Annotated in this window: 19 protein-coding genes and 1 pseudogene; 9 read left to right on the top strand and 11 right to left on the bottom strand. The window is 52.0% G+C overall.

Going from position 1 to position 21,282, the window contains the following annotated elements:
* Window positions 1-3: 3 nt before the first annotated feature.
* The 3 genes and pseudogenes from ACIPDS_RS07825 (at window position 4) to ACIPDS_RS07815 (ending at window position 1,949) form a co-directional block, all read left to right on the top strand.
* Window positions 4-312 carry an Imm58 family immunity protein gene (locus ACIPDS_RS07825; RefSeq protein ID WP_400734403.1) on the top strand — a complete coding sequence of 103 codons (309 nt, stop codon included), beginning with the start codon at window positions 4-6 and terminating at the stop codon, window positions 310-312.
* 6 nt (window positions 313-318) lie between these two features.
* Window positions 319-619 (top strand): annotated as a pseudogene (locus ACIPDS_RS07820) (RHS repeat-associated core domain-containing protein); the annotation flags it as partial.
* Between the two features lie 988 nt (window positions 620-1,607).
* Window positions 1,608-1,949, top strand: a complete 342-nt coding sequence (locus tag ACIPDS_RS07815; RefSeq protein WP_400734401.1) for a hypothetical protein — start codon at window positions 1,608-1,610, stop codon at window positions 1,947-1,949.
* A gap of 890 nt (window positions 1,950-2,839) precedes the next feature.
* Here the strand turns inward: ACIPDS_RS07815 and lysM are convergent.
* The 5 genes from lysM to qseB form a co-directional block, all read right to left on the bottom strand.
* Complete coding sequence (lysM, locus tag ACIPDS_RS07810; protein WP_166516907.1) at window positions 2,840-3,280, bottom strand: peptidoglycan-binding protein LysM; 441 nt, start codon at window positions 3,278-3,280, stop codon at window positions 2,840-2,842.
* Window positions 3,281-3,419: 139 nt separating this feature from the next.
* On the bottom strand, window positions 3,420-3,734 hold the full coding sequence (locus tag ACIPDS_RS07805) for a putative quinol monooxygenase (RefSeq protein ID WP_400734399.1): 315 nt from the start codon (window positions 3,732-3,734) through the stop codon (window positions 3,420-3,422).
* 30 nt (window positions 3,735-3,764) lie between these two features.
* Window positions 3,765-4,346, bottom strand: a complete 582-nt coding sequence (locus ACIPDS_RS07800; RefSeq protein WP_166516909.1) for an NAD(P)H-dependent oxidoreductase — start codon at window positions 4,344-4,346, stop codon at window positions 3,765-3,767.
* A gap of 144 nt (window positions 4,347-4,490) precedes the next feature.
* Window positions 4,491-5,840 carry a quorum sensing histidine kinase QseC gene (qseC, locus tag ACIPDS_RS07795; protein ID WP_400734396.1) on the bottom strand — a complete coding sequence of 450 codons (1,350 nt, stop codon included), beginning with the start codon at window positions 5,838-5,840 and terminating at the stop codon, window positions 4,491-4,493.
* Window positions 5,837-6,496 (bottom strand): quorum sensing response regulator transcription factor QseB, encoded by a 660-nt coding sequence (gene qseB, locus ACIPDS_RS07790; RefSeq protein WP_166516911.1) that lies wholly within the window; start codon window positions 6,494-6,496, stop codon window positions 5,837-5,839. Before qseB ends, qseC begins: the two co-directional genes overlap by 4 nt.
* Window positions 6,497-6,645: 149 nt before the next feature.
* On the opposite strand from qseB, the gene ACIPDS_RS07785 reads away from it, so the two are divergent.
* The 5 genes from ACIPDS_RS07785 (at window position 6,646) to ACIPDS_RS07765 (ending at window position 14,360) form a co-directional block, all read left to right on the top strand.
* Window positions 6,646-7,044: a YgiW/YdeI family stress tolerance OB fold protein gene (locus ACIPDS_RS07785; protein ID WP_166516912.1), complete on the top strand. Its 399-nt coding sequence runs from the start codon at window positions 6,646-6,648 to the stop codon at window positions 7,042-7,044.
* A 231-nt stretch (window positions 7,045-7,275) separates the two neighbouring features.
* The gene (parC, locus tag ACIPDS_RS07780) at window positions 7,276-9,534 is read left to right on the top strand and encodes a DNA topoisomerase IV subunit A (protein ID WP_166516913.1); all 2,259 of its coding nucleotides are present in this window, start codon (window positions 7,276-7,278) and stop codon (window positions 9,532-9,534) included.
* 227 nt (window positions 9,535-9,761) lie between these two features.
* A complete protein-coding gene (gene plsC / locus ACIPDS_RS07775; protein WP_400734392.1) occupies window positions 9,762-10,499 on the top strand; it encodes a 1-acylglycerol-3-phosphate O-acyltransferase in 738 nt (245 codons plus the stop codon).
* Window positions 10,500-10,596: 97 nt separating this feature from the next.
* Window positions 10,597-12,009, top strand: coding sequence for a cell division protein FtsP (gene ftsP, locus ACIPDS_RS07770; RefSeq protein WP_166516915.1), 1,413 nt, complete (start codon window positions 10,597-10,599; stop codon window positions 12,007-12,009).
* Window positions 12,010-12,185: 176 nt separating this feature from the next.
* Window positions 12,186-14,360: a YgiQ family radical SAM protein gene (locus ACIPDS_RS07765; protein ID WP_400734390.1), complete on the top strand. Its 2,175-nt coding sequence runs from the start codon at window positions 12,186-12,188 to the stop codon at window positions 14,358-14,360.
* An 84-nt stretch (window positions 14,361-14,444) separates the two neighbouring features.
* Here ACIPDS_RS07765 and ACIPDS_RS07760 read toward each other — a convergent pair whose 3' ends face one another.
* The 4 genes from ACIPDS_RS07760 to yqhD all read right to left on the bottom strand — a co-directional run bounded on the left by ACIPDS_RS07760 (window position 14,445) and on the right by yqhD (window position 17,826).
* Complete coding sequence (locus ACIPDS_RS07760) at window positions 14,445-14,696, bottom strand: LPP leucine zipper domain-containing protein (RefSeq protein WP_400734388.1); 252 nt, start codon at window positions 14,694-14,696, stop codon at window positions 14,445-14,447.
* Complete coding sequence (locus ACIPDS_RS07755) at window positions 14,693-15,625, bottom strand: DUF3828 domain-containing protein (RefSeq protein ID WP_400734386.1); 933 nt, start codon at window positions 15,623-15,625, stop codon at window positions 14,693-14,695. The genes ACIPDS_RS07760 and ACIPDS_RS07755 overlap by 4 nt, the downstream gene beginning before the upstream one ends.
* Window positions 15,626-15,732: 107 nt before the next feature.
* Complete coding sequence (gene dkgA, locus ACIPDS_RS07750) at window positions 15,733-16,560, bottom strand: 2,5-didehydrogluconate reductase DkgA (protein WP_400734384.1); 828 nt, start codon at window positions 16,558-16,560, stop codon at window positions 15,733-15,735.
* A 102-nt stretch (window positions 16,561-16,662) separates the two neighbouring features.
* A complete protein-coding gene (gene yqhD / locus ACIPDS_RS07745) occupies window positions 16,663-17,826 on the bottom strand; it encodes an alcohol dehydrogenase (RefSeq protein WP_166516920.1) in 1,164 nt (387 codons plus the stop codon).
* A gap of 194 nt (window positions 17,827-18,020) precedes the next feature.
* Here yqhD and ACIPDS_RS07740 point away from each other — a divergent pair, with 194 nt between their 5' ends.
* The gene (locus tag ACIPDS_RS07740; protein WP_166516921.1) at window positions 18,021-18,911 is read left to right on the top strand and encodes an AraC family transcriptional regulator; all 891 of its coding nucleotides are present in this window, start codon (window positions 18,021-18,023) and stop codon (window positions 18,909-18,911) included.
* Window positions 18,912-19,088: 177 nt separating this feature from the next.
* Here the strand turns inward: ACIPDS_RS07740 and yghB are convergent, their stop codons facing one another.
* Window positions 19,089-19,748: a DedA family general envelope maintenance protein YghB gene (gene yghB, locus ACIPDS_RS07735; RefSeq protein WP_166516922.1), complete on the bottom strand. Its 660-nt coding sequence runs from the start codon at window positions 19,746-19,748 to the stop codon at window positions 19,089-19,091.
* Window positions 19,749-19,910: 162 nt separating this feature from the next.
* On the bottom strand, window positions 19,911-21,098 hold the full coding sequence (gene metC, locus ACIPDS_RS07730) for a cystathionine beta-lyase (protein ID WP_400734380.1): 1,188 nt from the start codon (window positions 21,096-21,098) through the stop codon (window positions 19,911-19,913).
* Between the last annotated feature and the right edge of the window lie 184 nt (window positions 21,099-21,282).

Below are 21,282 nucleotides of genomic sequence, written 5' to 3'. Positions count from 1 at the left end.
GTTGTGAAATTTAAGATTATATTAATAATTTCAATTGTTAGTTTATTGTGCAATATATTTCTTGTATATAATTTGATAGACCGCTCAATCAGTTTGGCCTATTCGAGACAATCTGTCGATAACTGTAGTAACGATCTGTCATTACTTACGGCAGTAGTTAAAAGTGAGCTTAATGGGAAAGATAAAAAACATATACAACAACAATTTATGGCTGAGGGTTTAAATCACTCTCTATTAATCAAAAATAATATAATATATTTGGGTAATACGGAGTTTATATTTAATGATGGTATTTTGATAGATGTGAAATAATTTACATACCACTGCGACTAGCGTGGTCTGCTGCTGGTGCTAATTACGCCGGACAACCAAGTGGCATTGCGCGGGGAGTATGATGAATGGGGCAACAAGCTGAATGAAGTGGACCCGGACAATCTGCAGTAGCTTATCCGGTTGACGGGGCAGCAGCACGATCAGAAATCGGGACTGCATTATAAATCGGCACCGGTATTGTGAGCCGCTACAAGGAAGGTATATCACGCAGGTTCCGATTGGGTTGAGAGGTGGATGGAATTTATATACGTACCCGCTGAATTCGCTCTCGGCTACAGAACCATGAGGATTAAGCGCAGCGGACGTAGCATTAATCCGATGAAAAGAACAACTGAATCAGAAAAAAGTATGGGACATATTATCTGGCACTTGTTCTGATATGAAGAGATTGAATTTAGGCGATACAGAACAGTTTTTTCATTGCATGACATTTTATCGAACATCTAAATTTAAAAATTCGAGTGTTAGTCGGACAGCAAAAACTTGGATATGAAAAGAAGATAAGAGATTATGGATTAAACATATTTGGCATGTATGGCAAAAGGGAAAAACTGTCACATGGCGATATGATTAATAATAATAAAAAGGATCTGGCTATAAATGAGCATGGGCTGCCATGTCCTTTAACGAAGAATTACTCAAGTGGATGTGTTAATTATATAAACAAAATGCATAAAAGGACGCTTAGGATTTTACAGGATGCTGGTTATTTCAAGTGGAATATTAAAAATGATGATATGATATGTGGTTATTATAGATGCCATGTAGATATTACATGGGGGGACGGGATGCCCACATGGCTTACTGAATTTTTCCGAGAGCGGCAAAAAATATCTCAATATATAATAATATAGAGAGTTGTTATTTTTATTTAATTGGTGATGATGATATGGAGTTCAGGGAGTTACTAGCAATCATGGCTATACAAAGAATAAAAGATATGTTATCGAGGAAATCATAAAAACCTATTTTTTTTTGGCAAAATAAATTCAGTTCACTATTATATCACTTATGTTAGAACCACTGGGCTAAAGGATAGTATTTCGAGATAAAAAAATAAAAATATACTGGAATTTGATATGTTAAATAGTCCTCAGCTAGGATATGTTGTTGCAATATCACTATAATTGTAGTGATGCCATTGGGCATGTCGCAAAAGTAAGTGATGCAAATGAGACAATAGGGGGTGGTCAATACGATTCACATTCAACTGACTGGCCATGAAATACAGATCGTTCTCCGCAAGGATCTCCTGTATATAGGAGGTGTAAAGAGTGAAAGTGATTAAATTTACATGTTTAATGTTTTGTTTTTATATTGTGACTCATTTGATTTTTCTTATATTGTTTATTGTGAGGCCTTTATGGATTGTGCCAGAAGAAATAAAGGGGCGTGATGCTTTATTTCATCTGCTAGGTGAACCAAAATACAAATATGATGAGAAAGGTTTTGTTGCATGGGAGAAATATGACAAATTTATATATTCAACTATTGAGTACCGAGATGAGGGGATGATAGTTACATCTAATGTTTTAAAAGAAAATAATTTACAAATTTTTAAGAATTCAAAAGTATGGGATGGTAAGAAACTATATCAGTGCGTATTCGCATATTAGCAAAATCGGAAAAAAAAGAAAACAAGTAAGCTTCCAGCAAACGTTATGGCAGAAGAACTAACCACCTTGATTTACGTGAATGGTAGCAGGCAGACCACAAAGTACGATGCGACAGGATGCTTTCAAGGTTCCTCTTAAGGAGCCATCAATACCAATTCCAGGTATGTCGACAGTAATTTGGGCTGATAGGGTTGTAAATACAGGACAGTTTATAAATCAGTGGCATGAGGAAATGCTAATATATGGGAAGAAGTTAATTAATTCACCAGATACGATGTGTGCCAATATTCCACATTAAAAAAGGAGTTTTAGTGAGGTATTTAATTTTATTTATATCTATGTTTTTCTTGATTTTATGTATCGAGTCTGTTTGGGTGTCTTACATCATAATAAAAGGTTTTTTTATTATTCATGTTGAGCAACCAATTTATTTCTCTCTAAAACTGATATTGCGAATTTTAATGGGAGGGATTTTTTTCTATTTATCATTGATATTCTTTTGGAGATTCAAAAAAAGTAGTCTGTAGATAGATTACACTGTATTCGGTGGTGTGGATAGGGCATGAGGACATTCCATTATCATGCTAAATAGTCGTGTTGAAAACTGCCACATTTACGCCTGGCAGATGCTATCTGCTGGGGTATGGGGGGATTTCATAAAGTGAGGAACCTTTGATTATAACATTTAACAGTAATCCTTAGCTTCCAGTTTTGATCATAACTAGATTTCAATAGGTTGAAATAAAATAGCACCGAAAGTATGAACGTTCGGTGCTATGTGCTAGCCCAACCACCCTTTCAGATTTAACTCATATGTGACTTAAACCATGCTCATTAGAAAGGGCTAAGTTAAAACATAGTATGTTGAGCGCTGATTTACCCTCCAGAATTTACGCTTTTGGAATACGCAAAGTCTGCCCTGGATAAATTTTATCCGGGCTTGAGAGCATAGGGCGGTTAGCTTCGAAAATTTTGTTGTAGAGGTTGGCGTTGCCGTAGACCGTTTTGGAAATGGCGCTGAGGGTATCGCCGGATTTGACCGTATAGTAGGTCGCTTCATCGTGGGAGTCGGTTGTTGTGATGTTGTTTTCAACTTCGCTGACGCCAGCGATATTGCCCACCGCAACCTGGATTTTTTCTTTCTCTTCCTGGGTTAGCCCGTCGCCGGTCACGCTGGCTTTGCCATCGGTGATACTCACCTGTACTTTATCGGCACCGGGAATATTCAGTTTTTTAAGGTGCTCAGCGGCTTTATCGCCTTGCCCGCTGTGGTCAGTCAGACTGTCCCACAATTTTTCACCCGCTTCTTTTACAAAATTAAAAATGCCCATTTCATTCCTCCTGTTGAACATGAAGACTGAATAAGCATAGCAGGTGGAAGAAAAACAGGCCGGATAAGGCGCTTGCGCCACCATCCGGCAAACTGCGATTAACAGCCTGATGGCGTGACGCTCATCAGGCCTGCGTTAATCAGACGCCGGGTTCCAGAATACGAATAGTCATTTCCAGAACATCGCCTTTCACCGCTTCGCCGTAGGCTTTCATGTGCGGGGTCTGAAGATGGGCCTCAAGATGCGCGATGCTTTCCCACTGTTCAATCATCACAATTGAATCAGGGGCGGTTGTCTGGAAACTCACGCCAGCGGCAGCGTCGACCATCGGCGCATAGCCGTGACAACCTTCTTCTTTCAGTACGGTTGGGATGATTTTAGCGAACTGATCCAGCACCGCCTGACGGTGATGTTGTCCTGGACGAGTACGGATTTCAGCAATAACTGTCAACATGATTAACTCCTTCTAATTCCTGCCTACCAGTTAACCAAAAATCTTACCAAGATGCTCGCGGTATTCTGCAATGTAGCGTGGAACGTCAGGCATTTTAATCACGTCGTTGGTGATAAATGTTGGCAGCGCTTCCATTCCGAGGAACTGATTTGCTTTGTGGAACGGCAGATAAACACCATCAACCCCAACACCGTGGAAGAACTGATCTTTATCGGTGAAGGCTTCCATTGGTGCGTTCCAGGTCAGGGACAGCATGTAGGTTTTGCCCTGAATCAGTCCGCCAGAACCATATTTTTTGCTGGCATCTGAACGGGTACGGCCATCGCTAGCGTACAAAGAACCGTGACCTTCGGTGAAAACGTCATCGATATATTTTTTCACGGTCCACGGCGCGCCCATCCACCAGCCCGGCATCTGCCAGATAACGGTGTCGGCCCACAGGAAGTTTTGTACCTCGGCTTTCACGTCATAATCGCCGTCCGCGCGAACCACTTTAACATCATGCCCGAGGTCGCGCAGGAAGGTCTCCGCGACTTCAGTCAGGGTGTCGTTCAATTGACCGTTAGAGTGACCGAATTTTTTTGCGCCGTTGACAATCAGGATGTTGCTCATTTTTTATCCTCAGGGAAATACGTTTGTCAGTAATAATACTCGTGTCATTAAAGCGGTTAAATGTACAAAATGTGCAAAGTCTTTTGCGTTTTTGGCAAAAATAGTGCGAGGATTAGCTATTTCAGCCTCGCTTTCTGACGTTGGCTACCACCTTACCCTGACCTCGAACCCACCCTCTGCGGCATTATCAAAGCTAACCCTCATCCCATGTAGCGTCGCAATGCGTTGCACAATCGACAGACCCAGCCCGCTCCCGGTTTCATCCTGCCCCGGTGGGCGATAAAAGTGCTCGCCGATGCGCGCCAGCGCTTGCGGGCTGATTCCCGGCCCGTTATCGCGCACGGTAAAGCTACTGCGCTCAAGCGTTACATCCACCATGCTGCCTGCCGGGCTGTAGCGCACGGCATTATCCAGAAGATTGCGTACCAGTAGACTTAGCAGCAGCGGTTGTGCGGTGCGGCACACTTGCTGGGCGTGCAGATGCAGTCGGATTTCAATCCCGGCCTTTTGCGCCGCATGATAAGCGTCCATCACTGAAGATTGCAGCAGATCGTCAAGGTTGACCGTTTGCACATCCGCAAGCTGTTCAAGTGAGTCGAGGCGGGAGAGGGTGAGCAACTGCTCGACCAGACGCGTTGCGCGGTCAATACCCGCATGCAGTTGGCTTAGCGCTTTACGCTGGCTTTCGGGATCGTCCTGCGACATCTGCGCAACTTCAGCCTGCACCCGCAGCGCGGTCAGCGGGCTTCTCAGTTCATGGGCGGCATCGGAGGTAAATCGGCGCTCGCGGGACATCATATCGTGGGTGCGGCGGAACAACTGATTGAGCGCATCCAGCAGCGGCCGCACTTCACTGGGGACACCGTGGGTATCGAGTGGATCGACAGCATCGGGATCGCGCAGGCGGAGCGTTTGGGTCAGCTTTTTCAGTGGTGCTAATTCACGGCTTAGTAGCAGTATCAGCAGTAAAAACATCACCGGCAGGGCAATGAGCCACGGCGTGAGCTGGCTGGTAATGATATCCAGCGCCATCTCCCGGCGATAATCCCATTCCTGACCGACGACAATCCGGTATTTTTTATCAGCGGTGGTGAGCCACAAAAAACGCCAGCTATCGTCATCATTGCTAAGATACCCGTCGTCAAAGCCTTCGCGGCGATAGTGATAGGGAATATACGGCCCGTTCTCGCCATCATGCATCACCATTTTGCCGTCGGTGGTGTAAATAGCGAAGGCCAGCACGTCATCATCCAGATGCCCGTGTTTAATCTTTTTCGGTGCGCGTATCCACTGGCGGGAGGTCGACAGGTCGGCAAAATCCATGGCGCTGATACGTTTTGCAAACAGCATTTGCTGGGTATCGAATAGCTTATCGAGCTTGTCGGTCGTCTGCTTCCAGGCGGTAGCGCTGGCAAAGCACCAGGCGACGGCGGCAAGCAGAATGAAGATCAGCGTCAGGCGAAAACGCAGGCTCAGGCGGCGAAGCAGATTCATTGGTCACCCAGGGTGTAGCCGATACCGTGAACGGTTCGGATAAAGTGGCTGCCGAGCTTGCGGCGCAGATGATGGACGTGCACTTCAATCGCGTTGCTGGTGACCTCTTCATCCCAGTTATAAAGCTTCTCTTCAATAAGCTTACGCGGCAGCACACGTCCGCTATTACGCAGTAAAAGCTCCAGCAGAGCGAATTCTTTGGGTTTAAGCGCCAGTGATTCGCCCTCGAGCGTGGCGATTAATTTTGCTGGGTCCAGCTCAACCGCGCCGTGGCGCAGGACGTTACTGGCCTGGCCGTGGGCCCGCCGAATCAGCGCTTCAAGGCGCGCGGCGACCTCAATCAACGCGAACGGCTTGCAGAGATAGTCGTCTGCACCCAGGCGTAACCCTTCTACGCGCTGGCTTAACGCATCGCGCGCGGTAAGAATTAACACTGGTTCGGCGTGAGATTTCTCTCGCCATTCGCGCAGAATATCCAGCCCGTCCATTCCGGGAAGCGTGAGATCGAGGATTACCGCATCGTACGGTGCACTATAGAGCGCCACTTTTCCCTCTTTGCCGTCGGTAAACCAGTCAATGCTAAAGCCCATTTTACCCAGCCCGGTTTTAATACCGTCACCGATTAATTTGTCGTCTTCTATTAATAGAATGCGCATCTGACGCTCCTTGCCTGCGGCTATATTCGCTCAGTAAACCGCGCCAGCACAGGCGCTGTACAGTAAAAATAAATCTTTTTTTCCCTTAAGAAGTTGTTAAGAATTGGCATGTGTAATAGGTGTCAGAAACCAAAAGGGGAGAACATATCATGAAGAAATTTGCTGCCATCGCTGCCGTTCTGGCTCTGACCTGTGCGCCTGCTTTCGCTGCTAATCAGGGCGGTTTTTCCGGCCCGAGCAGCACCACGACAACTTCGCAAAACGGCGGCTTTGTCGGGCCTAACGGAACGGTCACCACCTCCGCTAACGCCAAGTCGATGCGTGATGATGCCTGGGTGACGCTGCGCGGTAACATTATCGAGCGTATTTCAGACGATCTGTACATCTTTAAAGACGCCAGCGGCACCGTGAATGTGGATATCGACCATAAGCGCTGGAACGGTCAGACCATCACTCCACAAGACGTAGTCGAAATCCAGGGTGAAGTGGATAAAGACTGGAACTCGGTTGAAATCGACGTTAAGCAGATCCGCAAAGTGAATCCGTAATACCGTCGATGCTGCGCAAAAACGTGCAGCATCTGCCAGTAAAGACCGGGACATCGCTCGTCGCAAGCGGTGTCCCGGTCTTTTTGTTTGTGTAACCCTCTGATAATGGCCGTGGTGTTAAGGATTTTCGCACCTGGCTCACGCCCTGTGACTCAGAACGTGAGATAGGGTATTATCTGCGGCAATATTGCCGTCCGTACGGTCAGCATGCAGATTGAGGATCCCCAGTTAATGAGCGATATGGCAGAGCGCCTTGCGCTACATGAATTCACGGAAAACGCCTACTTAAACTATTCCATGTACGTCATCATGGACAGGGCGTTGCCGTTTATTGGCGATGGTTTAAAGCCGGTACAGCGCCGCATCGTGTATGCGATGTCAGAGCTGGGGCTGAACGCCAGTGCTAAATTTAAAAAATCCGCCCGTACCGTCGGCGACGTATTGGGTAAGTACCACCCGCACGGCGATAGCGCCTGTTATGAAGCGATGGTACTGATGGCGCAGCCGTTCTCCTACCGTTATCCACTGGTGGATGGCCAGGGGAACTGGGGGGCGCCGGACGATCCGAAGTCATTCGCCGCAATGCGTTATACCGAATCGCGTCTGTCAAAGTACGCTGAACTGCTGTTAAGCGAATTGGGTCAGGGCACCGCCGATTGGGCGCCAAACTTCGATGGTACGCTGCAGGAGCCGAAGATGCTGCCTGCGCGTCTGCCGAACATCCTGCTGAACGGCACCACCGGGATTGCCGTAGGTATGGCGACGGACATTCCGCCACACAACCTGCGCGAAGTGGCGAAAGCGGCAATTACGCTGATTGAAAAACCGCAGACGACTCTCGATGACCTGTTGGATATCGTGCAGGGGCCGGACTACCCGACCGAAGCGGAAATCATCACTCCTCGCGCGGAAATCCGCAAAATTTACCAGAACGGCCGCGGCTCCGTGCGTATGCGCGCGGTGTGGCATAAAGAAGACGGCGCGGTGGTGATTACCGCGCTGCCGCATCAGGTTTCCGGTGCCAAGGTGCTGGAACAGATTGCGGCGCAGATGCGCAATAAAAAGCTGCCGATGGTTGACGACCTGCGCGACGAGTCGGACCACGAGAACCCGACGCGTCTGGTGATCGTGCCGCGTTCTAATCGAGTGGATATGGAACCGGTGATGAACCACCTGTTCGTCACCACCGACTTAGAAAAAAGCTATCGCATTAACCTGAACATGATCGGTCTTGATGGTCGTCCGGCGGTGAAAAATCTGCTGGAGATCCTCACTGAATGGCTGGCATTCCGCCGTGACACGGTGCGTCGTCGCCTGAACTACCGTCTGGAAAAAGTGCTCAAACGCCTGCATATCCTCGAAGGTTTGCTGGTGGCGTTCCTCAACATTGATGAAGTGATTGAGATAATCCGCAGCGAAGATGAGCCGAAGCCCGCGCTGATGTCGCGTTTTGGTATCAGCGAAACGCAGGCGGAAGCAATCCTTGAGCTGAAATTACGCCACCTCGCCAAGCTCGAAGAAGTGAAGATCCGCGGTGAGCAGGATGAGTTAGCCAAAGAGCGCGATCGCCTGCAAGCGATCCTCGCCTCTGAACGCAAAATGAGTAACCTGCTGAAGAAAGAGCTGCAGGCTGATTCTGATGCGTTCGGCGATGATCGTCGTTCGCCGCTGCGTGAGCGTGAAGAAGCGAAAGCCATGAGCGATCACGACATGCTGCCGTCTGAGCCGGTGACTATAGTGCTGTCGCAGATGGGCTGGGTGCGTAGCGCGAAAGGCCATGATATTGACGCCCAGGGCTTAAGCTACAAATCGGGCGATAGCTGGAAGGCGTCGGTGAAAGGCAAGAGCAATCAGCCGGTGGTGTTTGTCGACACAACCGGACGCAGCTATGCCATCGACCCAATTACGTTGCCTTCCGCACGCGGGCAGGGCGAGCCGTTAACCGGCAAGCTGACGCTGCCGCCGGGTGCGACGGTTGAGCATATGCTGATGGAAAGCGACGACCAGAAATTGCTGCTGGCCTCCGATGCGGGTTACGGTTTCCTGTGTACCTTCAACGATTTGGTCGCGCGCAACCGTGCGGGCAAGGCGCTGATTTCGCTACCTGAGAATGCCAACGTGATGCCGCCGCTGGTGGTTGAAGACGAATCTGATATGCTGCTGGCGATAACCCAGGCGGGTCGGATGTTGATGTTCCCGCTGAGTGATTTACCGCAGCTGTCGAAAGGCAAAGGGAATAAGATTATCAACATTCCATCGGCGGAAGCCGCAAGCGGTGTTGATAGCCTGGCGCACCTCTATATTCTCCCGCCACAAAGCACGCTAACCTTCCACGTCGGTAAACGTAAGATTAAACTGCGTCCGGAAGAGTTGCAGAAAGTGACGGGTGAGCGGGGTCGCCGCGGTACGCTGATGCGCGGTCTGCAAAAAATTGACCGCGTTGAGATTGATTCGCCGAAGCGCGCCCACACGGGCGACAGCGAAGAGTAATCTTTCGCCCCCGCCGTCAGGCGGGGGAAATAAATGGAGTCGATAAAACCGTTGTTAATTCGGCGATTGCGATTAACAATACCCTTTTGCAGGGGTCTGCAAGTAACAAAGCCCTATCCGGTCTCTATATGCCCCGTTTGTCGTCTATGGTAAGGATGCGTATCGCGCGTTCGTCATCGCCATCGCAACGGGTACAATTCTAAGCGGTACAGGGTTCAGAGGACGCTATGCTATCAATTTTACGTATAATCATTGTTGTCATTTATTGCATTCTGGTATGCATTTTTGGCTGTATCTATTGCCTGTTCAGCCCGCGCAATCCAAAACATGTTTCTACCTTTGGCCGTATGTTTGGCCGGATGGCACCCATTTTTGGCCTAAAGGTCGAAACCCGCAAGCCGGCGGATGCCGAAAGCTACGGCAATGCCATCTACATTGCGAACCACCAGAATAACTACGACATGGTGACCGCTGCCAATATCGTGCAGCCGCCAACGGTCACGGTCGGTAAAAAGAGCCTGGTGTGGATCCCATTCTTCGGTCAGATTTACTGGCTAACCGGCAACCTGCTTATTGACCGTAACAACCGAGCGGCCGCCCATAGCACTATCGCCCAGGTCGTTAAATCGTTTAAGACTCGCAAGATCTCATTCTGGATGTTCCCGGAAGGGACGCGAAGCCGCGGTCGTGGGCTACTGCCGTTTAAAACCGGTGCGTTTCATGCGGCCATTGCGGCGGGCGTGCCGATTATTCCGGTCTGTGTTTCAAACACCTCGAATAAGATCAAACTCAACCGCTGGAATAACGGTCTGGTGATTGTAGAAATGCTGCCACCGATTGATACCAGCGCCTGGAGCAAAGATCAGGTCCGTGATTTAGCGAAGCACTGTCGTGAAGTCATGAAGGATAAAATCGCCGAACTGGATCAGGAAGTGGCCCAGCGAGAGTCTGCCGGTAAAGTGTAAAAACGCCCCGCGACGTGGGCTGTACCTGCGTCGTATGCTGTTTTGCTGTTGGGAAAGTGATTTCCCCTTTTGATTTGTCAGTTTTGATGGAGCTTATATGTCACTCAGTCGGCGTCAGTTTATTCAGGCTTCGGGCGTTGCGCTTTGCGCAGGTTCTGTGCCGCTGAGCGCTCGGGCCGCCGGCAAACAGCCCGTGCTGCCGGTGCCTCCGCTGCTGGAGTCTCGCCGTGGACAGCCGCTTTTCTTGACGATGCAGCGGGCGCACTGGTCCTTTACAGAAGGTACCCGCGCGAACGTCTGGGGTATCAACGGCCGCTATCTGGGGCCGACTATCCGCGTCTGGAAAGGTGATGACGTTAAGCTCATCTACAGCAATCGACTGACTGAAAATGTCGCCATGACCATACGCGGCTTGCAGGTGCCTGGCCCACTGATTGGGGGCGCGGCGCGCATGATGTCGCCGAACGCCGACTGGGCGCCGGTGTTACCGATTCGCCAGAGCGCCTCAACGCTTTGGTATCAGGCCAATACGCCAAACCATATGGCGCAGCAGGTTTATAACGGCCTGGCGGGCATGTGGTTAATTGAAGATGAAGTAAGTAAGTCCTTACCCTTCCCAAATCATTACGGCGTCGATGACTTCCCGGTGATTATCCAGGATAAGCGTCTGGATAACTTCGGCACGCCGGTATACGACGAACCGGGCAGCGGCGGTTTTGTTGGCGACACGCTGCTGGTCAACGGCGTTCAGGGGCCATATGTCGAAGTCTCGCGCGGTTGGGTGCGCTTGCGTCTGCTCAATGCCTCCAACTCGCGGCGGTATTTACTGCAAATGAGTGATGGGCGCGCGCTGCACGTTATCTCAAGCGATCAGGGTTTACTGCCAGCGCCCGTTTCGGCCACGCAGATCTCACTGGCGCCGGGCGAGCGCCGGGAAGTGCTGGTGGATATGACCAACGGCGATGAGGTGTCGATAACCTGCGGGGAGTCGGCAAGCATCATGGAACGTATACGTGGATTCTTCGAGCCCTCAAGTATTCTTATCTCGACGCTGGTGCTGACACTGCGTCCGACGGGGCTGCTGCCGCTGGTGACCGATAACTTACCGATGCGCATATTGCCGGCTGAAATTCTCGGCGGCACGCCAATTCGCAGCCGCGATATCATGCTGGGCGACGACCCGGGCATTAACGGTCAGCTGTGGGATCCGCAGCGTATTGATATCACCGCCCAGCAGGGAACCTGGGAGCGCTGGACGGTTCGTGCCGATGCGCCGCAGTCATTCCACATTGAAGGGGTGATGTTCCAGGTTCGCAACGTGAATGGCGCAACGCCAATGCCGGAAGACCGGGGCTGGAAAGATACGGTGTGGGTAGACGGTCAGGTCGAGCTGCTGGTGTATTACGCTCAGCCATCCTGGCCACACTTCCCGTTCCAGTACTCCAGCCAGACGCTGGAGCTGGCCGACCGGGGTTCTATCGGGCAGATTCTGGTGAACCCCGCGCCGTAATTGATAACTTCCCGGCGTCGCTACGCTTGGCCGGGGTACGAATATAACGGTAGCCCGGCCAAGCGCAGCGACGCCGGGACTCACTCCGCGTTAAAAATTCCCACTTCATTAGTCAGGCGAACGGGCTTATAATCCCCGACCTTTGATTATTTTTTTACCATTTTTTTGGAAGCATAATGAGCGCTATCTCCCTGATCCAACCGGATCGCGACCTTTTCTCCTGGCCGCAATATTGGGCCGCCTGCTTTGGGCCGGCACCGTTTTTGCCGATGTCACGCGAAGAGATGGATCAACTTGGCTGGGATAGCTGCGATATTATTCTGGTGACGGGCGACGCCTACGTCGACCACCCAAGTTTTGGCATGGCGATTTGTGGTCGTATGCTGGAAGCGCAGGGCTTCCGCGTGGGGATCATCGCGCAGCCTGACTGGAACAGCAAAGATGATTTTATGCGTCTGGGCAAACCGAATCTGTTCTTCGGCGTCACCGCTGGCAACATGGACTCGATGATTAACCGTTATACCGCAGACCGCAAGCTGCGCCATGACGATGCTTACACCCCGGATAACGTCGCGGGCAAACGCCCGGATCGCGCCACGCTGGTTTACACCCAACGCTGTAAAGAGGCATGGAAAGATGTGCCGGTTATTCTCGGCGGTATTGAAGCCAGTCTGCGCCGTACCGCGCACTACGACTACTGGTCTGATACCGTGCGCCGCTCGGTACTGGTGGACTCCAAGGCTGATATGCTGATGTTCGGTAACGGCGAGCGTCCGCTTGTCGAGGTCGCCCACCGTCTGGCTGCCGGTGAACCTATCGGCCACATCCGCGACGTGCGTAACACCGCCATCATGGTGAAAGAAGCGCTGCCGGGCTGGAGCGGGGTGGATTCCACCCGCCTCGATACACCGGGCAAAATCGACCCCATTCCGCATCCTTACGGCGACGATCTGCCGTGCGCCGATAACAAAACCGTTGCGCCGCCAAAACAAGAAGCCAAGCGCGTGACCGTCCAGCCAGCGCGTCCGAAGCCGTGGGAAAAAACCTACGTCCTGCTGCCGTCTTTTGAGAAAGTCAAAGGCGACAAAGTCCTTTATGCCCATGCGTCGCGTATTCTGCACCATGAAACCAACCCAGGCTGTGCGCGTGCGCTGATGCAAAAACACGGTGAGCGCTATATCTGGGTCAATCCACCGGCTATTCCGCTGTCGACCGAAGAGATGGATAGCGTGTTCGCTCTGCCGTACAAGCGTATTCCGCATCCATCCTACGGCAATGCCCGCATCCCGGCTTACGAGATGATCCGCTTCTCGATTAACATCATGCGCGGCTGCTTTGGCGGGTGTTCTTTCTGTTCGATTACCGAGCATGAAGGACGCATTATTCAGAGTCGTTCAGAAGATTCGATCGTCAATGAAATCGAAGCGATTCGCGACACGGTTCCCGGCTTTACCGGCATTATCTCCGATCTTGGCGGCCCAACCGCCAACATGTATATGCTGCGCTGTAAGTCTCCGCGCGCGGAGCAAACCTGTCGTCGTCTGTCCTGTGTCTATCCGAGTATTTGCGAGCATATGGACACCAACCACGAACCGACGATCAATCTCTATCGCCGCGCTCGTGACCTGAAAGGGATTAAAAAGATCCTTATCGCTTCCGGCGTACGTTATGACATTGCCGTAGAAGATCCGCGCTATATCAAAGAGCTGGCGACGCACCACGTCGGCGGCTATCTGAAGATCGCCCCGGAACATACCGAGGCTGGGCCATTGTCGAAGATGATGAAGCCGGGAATGGGCAGCTATGATCGCTTCAAAGAACTGTTTGATACCTACTCAAAGCAGGCGGGTAAAGAGCAGTATCTGATCCCGTACTTTATCTCGGCTCACCCGGGGACGCGTGATGAAGATATGGTGAATCTGGCGCTGTGGCTGAAACAGCGTCGTTTCCGCCTGGATCAGGTGCAGAACTTCTATCCGTCGCCGCTGGCGAACTCAACCACCATGTATTACACCGGCAAGAACCCGCTGAGTAAGATTAGCTATAAGAGTGAAGATGTGGTGATCCCGAAAGGTGATAAGCAGCGTCGTCTGCACAAAGCGTTGCTGCGCTACCACGATCCGGCTAACTGGCCGCTGATTCGCCAGGCGCTGGAAAACATGGGTAAAAAGCACTTGATCGGCAGCCGTCGCGATTGTCTGGTCCCGGCACCGACGATTGAGGAAATGCGTGAAGCGCGTCGCCAGAATCGTCATACGCGTCCGGCGCTGACCAAGCACACGCCGGTAGAACATCAGCGCCAGACGCCGAAAGCTCCGGCGAAAAAACGCGTGAAAACCGCGTCACACTAATCGGCTCGTTGCTGAAAAAAGGGAGTGGAGCCTGAGCGGCTGCCGCTCCTTTTTTATTTCTGAGATAGCCACATCCCCACTGGGTTAGAGGCTACACCAGCAATCCAGATACTCATTCACATCAAGACGATAGTTGGCGCGGTTGGCGTCCGCTTTCGCCTTTTGAACTTCCGGCTGCAGAACCCTGAGGTCTTGTCGTAGCCGCTCGGCCCTTATTTTTAGCGCGCTGATATCGGCTGAAAGTTTATCGATTTGCTGCTTCTCGAGTGAATTATTGTTTGCGCAGCCTGCGAGCAGTGTCAGCATCGCAAGACTCATGATTAGCCGTTTCTTCATTTGTTTCCTTTCTCCATTTTTGCCGTTGTAGCACGCATCTGCGCGAGCAGGCTGCCACTGGGCAAACGAATAATGTCAGCGACCATCCAGTCGCCGTCGACGCGCTGTAGCTTAATCTCCTGGGCGAGTGACGCCTCTTTCGCGTCCTCTCCGAGTGTGAGCTGAACATGAATCCGTGCGCTATTGGGTGTGCTTGCAATTAAACGCAGTTCGTCAAGCCTGACAAATTGCGTTTCAGTACAGTTGCACAGAGGATTGGCATAGAGGAAAAGCCCGTCATGGCTTCTGTCCGCGCCCATTTGTGAAACCGCTTGTTTGTAGCCCTCAATGGCCTGGCGATAGTCGGGGGCAAGCACCCATGTCCATGGCCAGGTGTTATCGCTAAGGTGCTCAAACAGCGCGCGGACGTAATCTTGCGGCAACTCTCTTTGTAATGCGGCAAGCGTGGCGAGCTTTTGCTGGTTATCGCCATTGAGCATTTGGTACAGACTGTTCCGTCCGTTGAGAATGTCGTCAATGACCCAGTGATTATCCTCAACAATCAGATTGAGCGTCTGAGTGACGCTATCGCTGTTGGCTTTAAACGGCCGAAAACGGACGGTGGCGTCGACGTGCTCGGCGTCTTTTGGCGTGAGGGTGATTTTTTCCAGCACCAGATTGTCAAAGTCCTGACAGTTGCAGATAGGATCGTAATCCAGCGACCCCACATCGCCCGGGAGAGCGAGCTGTTCATCGAGCTTAATGGCCTGATTCATCCGAGCAGAGACCTGAGTACCGCCAAACATGACGGGGGTGCTGCGATCGCTATAGGGCTGATAAATCTGCCTGATGGTCTGTTCGGGTGAGAGCGGCGGCGTGCCTGCTTGAGCCGCCGTCGCGGTCAGAAGAGCGAAAATAAGCAGCAACGGCCATGTCGCCAGTGATTTCATAGGGGCATCCCTGATGGTGAAAAGTCAGCCAGCAGGTTAGCAACGGCGAGCGCAGGAAGGGTATTGATGATTTCTGAAAAAGCCCGGCAAGTGCCGGGCTTATGGGATTAACCGCCGAATTGATCCGGATCCGGGCCTAAACGTTTGCCCTTGTCGAGGGCGGTGAGGTCAGCCAACTCGTCTTTATCCAGACGGAAGTTCCAGACATCAAAGTTTTCGGCAATACGCGATGGCGTGACCGATTTTGGAATCACCACCAGACCGTTGTCGAGGTGCCAGCGAATAACAATCTGCGCCGGGGTTTTACCGTATTTTTCCGCCAGTTTATGAATAATCTTCTGGTCGAAAACGCCTTCGCCGCCCTGTGCCAGCGGACTCCAGGATTCGGTCTGAATCTTGTGCGTGGCGTTCCAGGCATGCAACTGACGTTGCTGCATCAGCGGATGAAGCTCAATCTGGTTAATCACCGGCGCGACGCCAGTCTCATCAATCAGCCGCTGCAGATGCGGTATCTGGAAGTTACACACGCCGATGCTCTTCACCAGCCCCTGCTTTTGCAGCTCGATAAGCCCTTTCCAGGCTTCGACATAATGATCGATTGCCGGGACGGGCCAATGGATTAAATAGAGATCAAGATAGTCGAGCTTAAGCTGTTCCAGACTCTCCTGAAGCGCCTCGGCAGGGCGCAGATGCGCATCATTCCAGAGCTTGGAGGTGATGAACAGATCTTCACGGGGGATGCCCGCGGTGCTGATAGCTTGACCGACTCCCGACTCGTTTTTGTATGCGGCGGCGGTATCAATAGACCGGTAGCCCACCTCGACAGCCTTATGGACTGCGGTGATGACCTCTTCGTTGCTAGCCTGCCATACGCCCAGGCCTAACTGCGGCATTACATTGCCATCGTGCAGCTTAATCACGGTTGGATGTGTCATGCATTTCTCCTTTTCACGAGCTTCCCGGCGCTGGCGCCGGGAAGGTTTGTCGGATCAAGTTTGGTCCAAATATGCAAAAACGAAAAGTTTAGCGGATAAGGATTAACGTGCTGCTTCGTAAATACGACGGCTGACGTCGAGGGTAATATCCTGATTTTCACCCAGTTTAGTCATACCGTGTTCTTCGAGTTTTTTCAGCAGTGCCGGGATTGAGCTGCCGTCCAGACCGTAGTCAGACAAGCGAGTCGGTACGCCCATTTTTTCGAAGAAGCTGCGGGTTGCGGCGATAGCAGCATCGATACGCGCATCGTCAGAACCTTCGGTAATGTTCCACACGCGTTCGGCGTATTGCAGTAGCTTAGCGCGCTTGGTATCACGTTTTTCATTCCACAGAGAAGGCAGAACGATAGCCAGCGTTTGGGCGTGATCCAGACCGTGCATCGCGGTCAGTTCGTGGCCCAGCATATGGGTCGCCCAGTCTTGCGGAACGCCTGCGCCAATCAGACCGTTCAGCGCTTGAGTGGCTGCCCACATGATGTTAGCGCGCACGGCGTAGTTTTCGGGCTCCTGCAGCGCTTTCGGGCCGTCTTCAATCAGCGTCAGCAGAATGCCTTCCGCAAAGCGATCCTGAATTTTGCCATCGACTGGATAGGTGACGTACTGTTCAACGGTGTGAACAAAGGCGTCAACCACGCCGTTCGCCACCTGGCGCGGAGGCAGAGTGTAGGTGTAAACCGGGTCAAGAATGGCGAATACTGGCTGCACATGCGGTGACATAAACGCACGTTTGTCACCGGTGGTTTTGCGTGAAACCACGGCACCTTTGTTGGATTCGGAACCGGTCGCTGGCAGCGTCAGCACTGAGCCCATTGGGATCGCGCTGGTGACATTGCTGCCGTAGGTTTCCAGAATTTCCCACGGGTCGACGTTGACGTCGTAGTGCGCTGCTGCCGCGATAAATTTGGTCCCGTCAAGTACCGAACCGCCGCCGACGGCGAGCAGGAAGGTCACTTTCTGTTCGCGGGCAATTTTCACCGCGTTCATCAGCGTCTCATAGGATGGGTTCGGCTCGATGCCGCCAAACTCCAGCACGTCCAGGCCTTTTAAAGCCTCCAGTACCTGGTCCAGCACGCCGGTTTTTTTCACGCTGCCGCCGCCGTAGGTGACCAGAACGCGGGCGTCAGCCGGGATTTGCGCGCGCAGATTTTCGATGGCGCCTTTGCCGAACAGAATGCGGGTTGGGGTGTGAAGATCAAAATTGAACATGGCTCGTTCCCTTATTGGTGGGTAAAACGTAGGCGGTGAGATGTCCCGCCGAATGACATCATTGTGGTCTTAGCGGGTGCAGCTCTCAATGCACATTTCTGCGTTTGTCTTGCCTATTTCTCCATAGGGCTGGAGAAATACGTTAATCACAGCCAGAATGTCAGCGTCGTAAAAGGTCACTGGAGCGTTCGTTGATGAATCGCGAAGATATCTGTGCACTGCTCACAGAAAAAATTAAGCAGTTGAAAAATAAAGAACAAAGTATCAATTCCCTGCTGCCGGATATCCAGCTTCTTTACGGTACACAGCCCTATGGGCGCACGCCGGTGATGTACCGGCCAGGCATCGTGTTTCTCTTTTCAGGCTATAAAATCGGTTATATCAACGAGCGCACCTTCCGCTACGATGCGAATGAATATCTGTTGCTCACCGTACCTTTACCCTTCGAATGTGAAACTTTTGCGACCGAGGATGCGCCGTTGGCCGGATTACGGGTTGATGTCGATATTTTGCAGTTGCAGGAACTGTTGATGGATATCGGCGAAGATCCGCTGTTTCGTCCGGGGATGGCGGAAAGCGGCATCAACTCCGCCACGCTGTCAGAGGAAATTCTCTGTGCCGCTGAACGGTTGCTGGATGTCATGGAGCGGCCGCTGGATGCGCGTATTCTGGGTAAACAGATTGTGCGTGAGATGCTCTACCATGTGCTGATTGGCCCGCGCGGCGGAGCGTTGATGGCGCTGGTTAGCCGTCAAACGCATTTCAGCCAAATCAGCCGGGTGCTAAAGCGTATTGAGGGGCAGTACACCGAGGCGTTGAGCGTTGACCAACTGGCCGCCGAGGCGAATATGAGTTTGTCGGCGTTCCACCATAATTTTAAAGCGGTGACCAGCACCTCGCCGCTGCAGTATCTGAAAGCCTATCGCCTGCATAAAGCCAGAATGATGATGGTGCATGATGGTCTAAAGGCCAGCGCGGCGGCGATGCAAGTGGGGTATGAAAGCGCCTCACAGTTTAGCCGTGAGTTTAAGCGCTATTTCGGCATAACGCCGGGGGAAGATGCGGCAAGATTGCGCGGGATATAAGGTGGGAGCTAACCCCGGCGTCGCTGCGCTCGGCCGGGCTACCGATTAGTGTAGGCCGGATAAGGCAAAGCCGCCATCCGGCAATGTGCGCGGTTATGCCTGATGGCGGCTTTGCCTTATCAGGCCTACGTGTTGTCAATGCCCACAGTATCTACAACGTCAGGCTCAACGACGCCATCACGCGTCGCAGTATTTCTTCTTAATCACCACAAAGAGCGTTCCCAAAAGCCCCGCAACCAGCAGAACAATCGGCAGAATCATCAGACAGGTCATCACCTGGTCTTCGTGGCGTTTCACAAACGGAATCATGCTCAGCGCATAGCCCAGACCCGTCACCACCGCGACCCACAGCAGCGCGCTCAGCCAGTTGAACAACTGGAAGCGGCGATTCGGCAGCCCGGAAATGCCTGCCATGGTTGGCAGCAGCGTGCGAACAAACGCCAGGAAACGTCCCGCCAGCAGCGCCAGCAACCCGTGACGGTCAAACATACAGGTTGCGCGCTGAAGATATTTATCCGGCAGCTGCGACATCCAGCCCTTAACGACACGGGTATTGCCCAGCCAGCGTCCTTGAAGATAGCTTAGCCAGCAGCCAAGGCTCGCGGCGGCCGTCAGAATAATCAGCGTCGGCACGTAACCCATCACGCCCTTTGCAATAAGCGCCCCCGCCAGCAGCAGCAGGCTATCACCGGGTAAAAAGGACGCGGGAAGCAGGCCGTTTTCCAGAAACAGTGTGGCAAACATGACCAGATAAACGATCCCCACGACGTGCGGATTCGCCAGAGCAGCAAAATCGTGCTGCCAAAGCGCGGCGACAATATCTTGAATTACGACCATGAACATTCCTGTGGAACAGCATTTTCGCCCATTGTACGCGCGAAAGATGAAGAACACCTTGATCGTGTGCGCAACAAATGAAGCGACGTTGTTCTGATTTACTGACAACAATGCGGGATTGGTTTACACCCGGCGCCAGGCGACGCCGGGCTATAGGTTATGTTACACGATGCGTGAAAAGCCTGCTGATAAATCCGCAATCAGATCGTCAACGTTTTCTAAACCGATATGAACGCGAATTAGGGTGCCGGTGAAATCAATTTTGCCGTCGGGGCGAATGCTCTGCAGCTCTTCTGGCTGATTAGCCAGGATCAGCGACTCGAAGCCGCCCCACGAGTAAGCCATGCTGAACAAGGTGAAGTTGTCGAGGTAAGCGGCCAGTTCATCCTGGGTTAAATGCTTTTTGAGCACGAACGAGAATAGGCCGCTGCTGCCCGTAAAATCACGTTTCCAGAATTCATGCCCTTTACTGCCCGCAAGGGCGGGGTGGTTGACGCGTTCAACCTGCGGCTGTTGCGCGAGCCATTCGGCGATTTTCAAGCTGCTCTCATGATGCTGGCGTAGGCGCACACCCAGCGTGCGCAGGCCACGGCTGGTCATGTAGGCGGTATCGGCGTCCAGCATCTGACCCATCAGGTAGGCGTTCTCACGCAGCTGCGCCCAGCACCGTTCGTTAGACACCGCGGTACCGACCATCGCGTCAGAATGACCAATCAGGTACTTGGTGCCCGCCTGAATGGAGATATCGATGCCAAATTCCAGCGCTTTAAACAAAATACCCGCCGCCCACGTATTATCGATCATGATGATGGCGTCGGGGGCAACGCGACGCACGGCTGCAACGATCGCCGGAACGTCGTGCACTTCCATCGTGATAGAACCGGGTGATTCGAGGAACACCACTTTGGTATTGGGCTGAACCAGGGCGGCAATCTCGTCGCCAATCAGAGGATCGAACCAGCTGGTGGTCACGCCGAGTTTGCCGAGGATTTTGCTACAGAAATCCTGGGTCGGTTCGTAGGCGGTATTGGTCACCAGAATATGGTCGCCCTGCTCGATAAACGCCAGAATCGTATTTGCTACCGCCGCCGCTCCGCAGGGAAACAGCGCGCAGCCTGCGCCGCCTTCCAGCTCGCACATCGCCTCTTGCAAAGAGAAATGGGTCAGCGTACCGCGGCGGCCGTAAAACAGCTCGCCGTTCGCGCGGTTGTGCGTGGCATGCTTCTTGGCAGCCACCGTGTCAAAGACCAGCGATGAGGCACGCTGAATCACGCTGTTCACCGATCCTTGAGTAAATTTTTTGCTGCGTCCGGCGTTAACCAACGCGGTATCGAGGTGCTTATCTGCCATGTTTGTCATACCTGTTTTTATACGTCTGGACGTCTAAATTATCACGATTGCTGAGAGGGTGTACCCTTTCCCATGCATACAGTAGAAAATTTTGCTTTAACGCACGCAGAAAACTTTTTTACTGCGTAAGCGCAAGGAAAATAAGTGTGATTTAGGTCAATATGCAAATACTAATGAGAACTAC

It is taken from the genome of Kluyvera sp. NPDC087067 (assembly GCF_044745165.1).
GTDB lineage: Bacteria > Pseudomonadota > Gammaproteobacteria > Enterobacterales > Enterobacteriaceae > Kluyvera.
The sequence above is the reverse complement of the archived record's forward strand: the minus strand, read 5'-3'. Positions and strand labels throughout refer to the sequence as shown.

Coding starts and splice junctions, on each gene's coding strand:
- yghB (WP_166516922.1), bottom strand. CDS start 19,748: ATGGTCGTAATTCAAGATATTGTCGCCGCGCTTTGGCAGCACGATTTT.
- ACIPDS_RS07785 (WP_166516912.1), top strand. CDS start 6,646: ATGAAGAAATTTGCTGCCATCGCTGCCGTTCTGGCTCTGACCTGTGCG.
- plsC (WP_400734392.1), top strand. CDS start 9,762: ATGCTATCAATTTTACGTATAATCATTGTTGTCATTTATTGCATTCTG.
- dkgA (WP_400734384.1), bottom strand. CDS start 16,560: ATGACACATCCAACCGTGATTAAGCTGCACGATGGCAATGTAATGCCG.
- yqhD (WP_166516920.1), bottom strand. CDS start 17,826: ATGTTCAATTTTGATCTTCACACCCCAACCCGCATTCTGTTCGGCAAA.
- ACIPDS_RS07740 (WP_166516921.1), top strand. CDS start 18,021: ATGAATCGCGAAGATATCTGTGCACTGCTCACAGAAAAAATTAAGCAG.
- ACIPDS_RS07800 (WP_166516909.1), bottom strand. CDS start 4,346: ATGAGCAACATCCTGATTGTCAACGGCGCAAAAAAATTCGGTCACTCT.
- qseB (WP_166516911.1), bottom strand. CDS start 6,496: ATGCGCATTCTATTAATAGAAGACGACAAATTAATCGGTGACGGTATT.
- ftsP (WP_166516915.1), top strand. CDS start 10,597: ATGTCACTCAGTCGGCGTCAGTTTATTCAGGCTTCGGGCGTTGCGCTT.
- qseC (WP_400734396.1), bottom strand. CDS start 5,840: ATGAATCTGCTTCGCCGCCTGAGCCTGCGTTTTCGCCTGACGCTGATC.
- lysM (WP_166516907.1), bottom strand. CDS start 3,280: ATGGGCATTTTTAATTTTGTAAAAGAAGCGGGTGAAAAATTGTGGGAC.
- parC (WP_166516913.1), top strand. CDS start 7,276: ATGAGCGATATGGCAGAGCGCCTTGCGCTACATGAATTCACGGAAAAC.
- metC (WP_400734380.1), bottom strand. CDS start 21,098: ATGGCAGATAAGCACCTCGATACCGCGTTGGTTAACGCCGGACGCAGC.
- ACIPDS_RS07805 (WP_400734399.1), bottom strand. CDS start 3,734: ATGTTGACAGTTATTGCTGAAATCCGTACTCGTCCAGGACAACATCAC.
- ACIPDS_RS07765 (WP_400734390.1), top strand. CDS start 12,186: ATGAGCGCTATCTCCCTGATCCAACCGGATCGCGACCTTTTCTCCTGG.
- ACIPDS_RS07755 (WP_400734386.1), bottom strand. CDS start 15,625: ATGAAATCACTGGCGACATGGCCGTTGCTGCTTATTTTCGCTCTTCTG.
- ACIPDS_RS07760 (WP_400734388.1), bottom strand. CDS start 14,696: ATGAAGAAACGGCTAATCATGAGTCTTGCGATGCTGACACTGCTCGCA.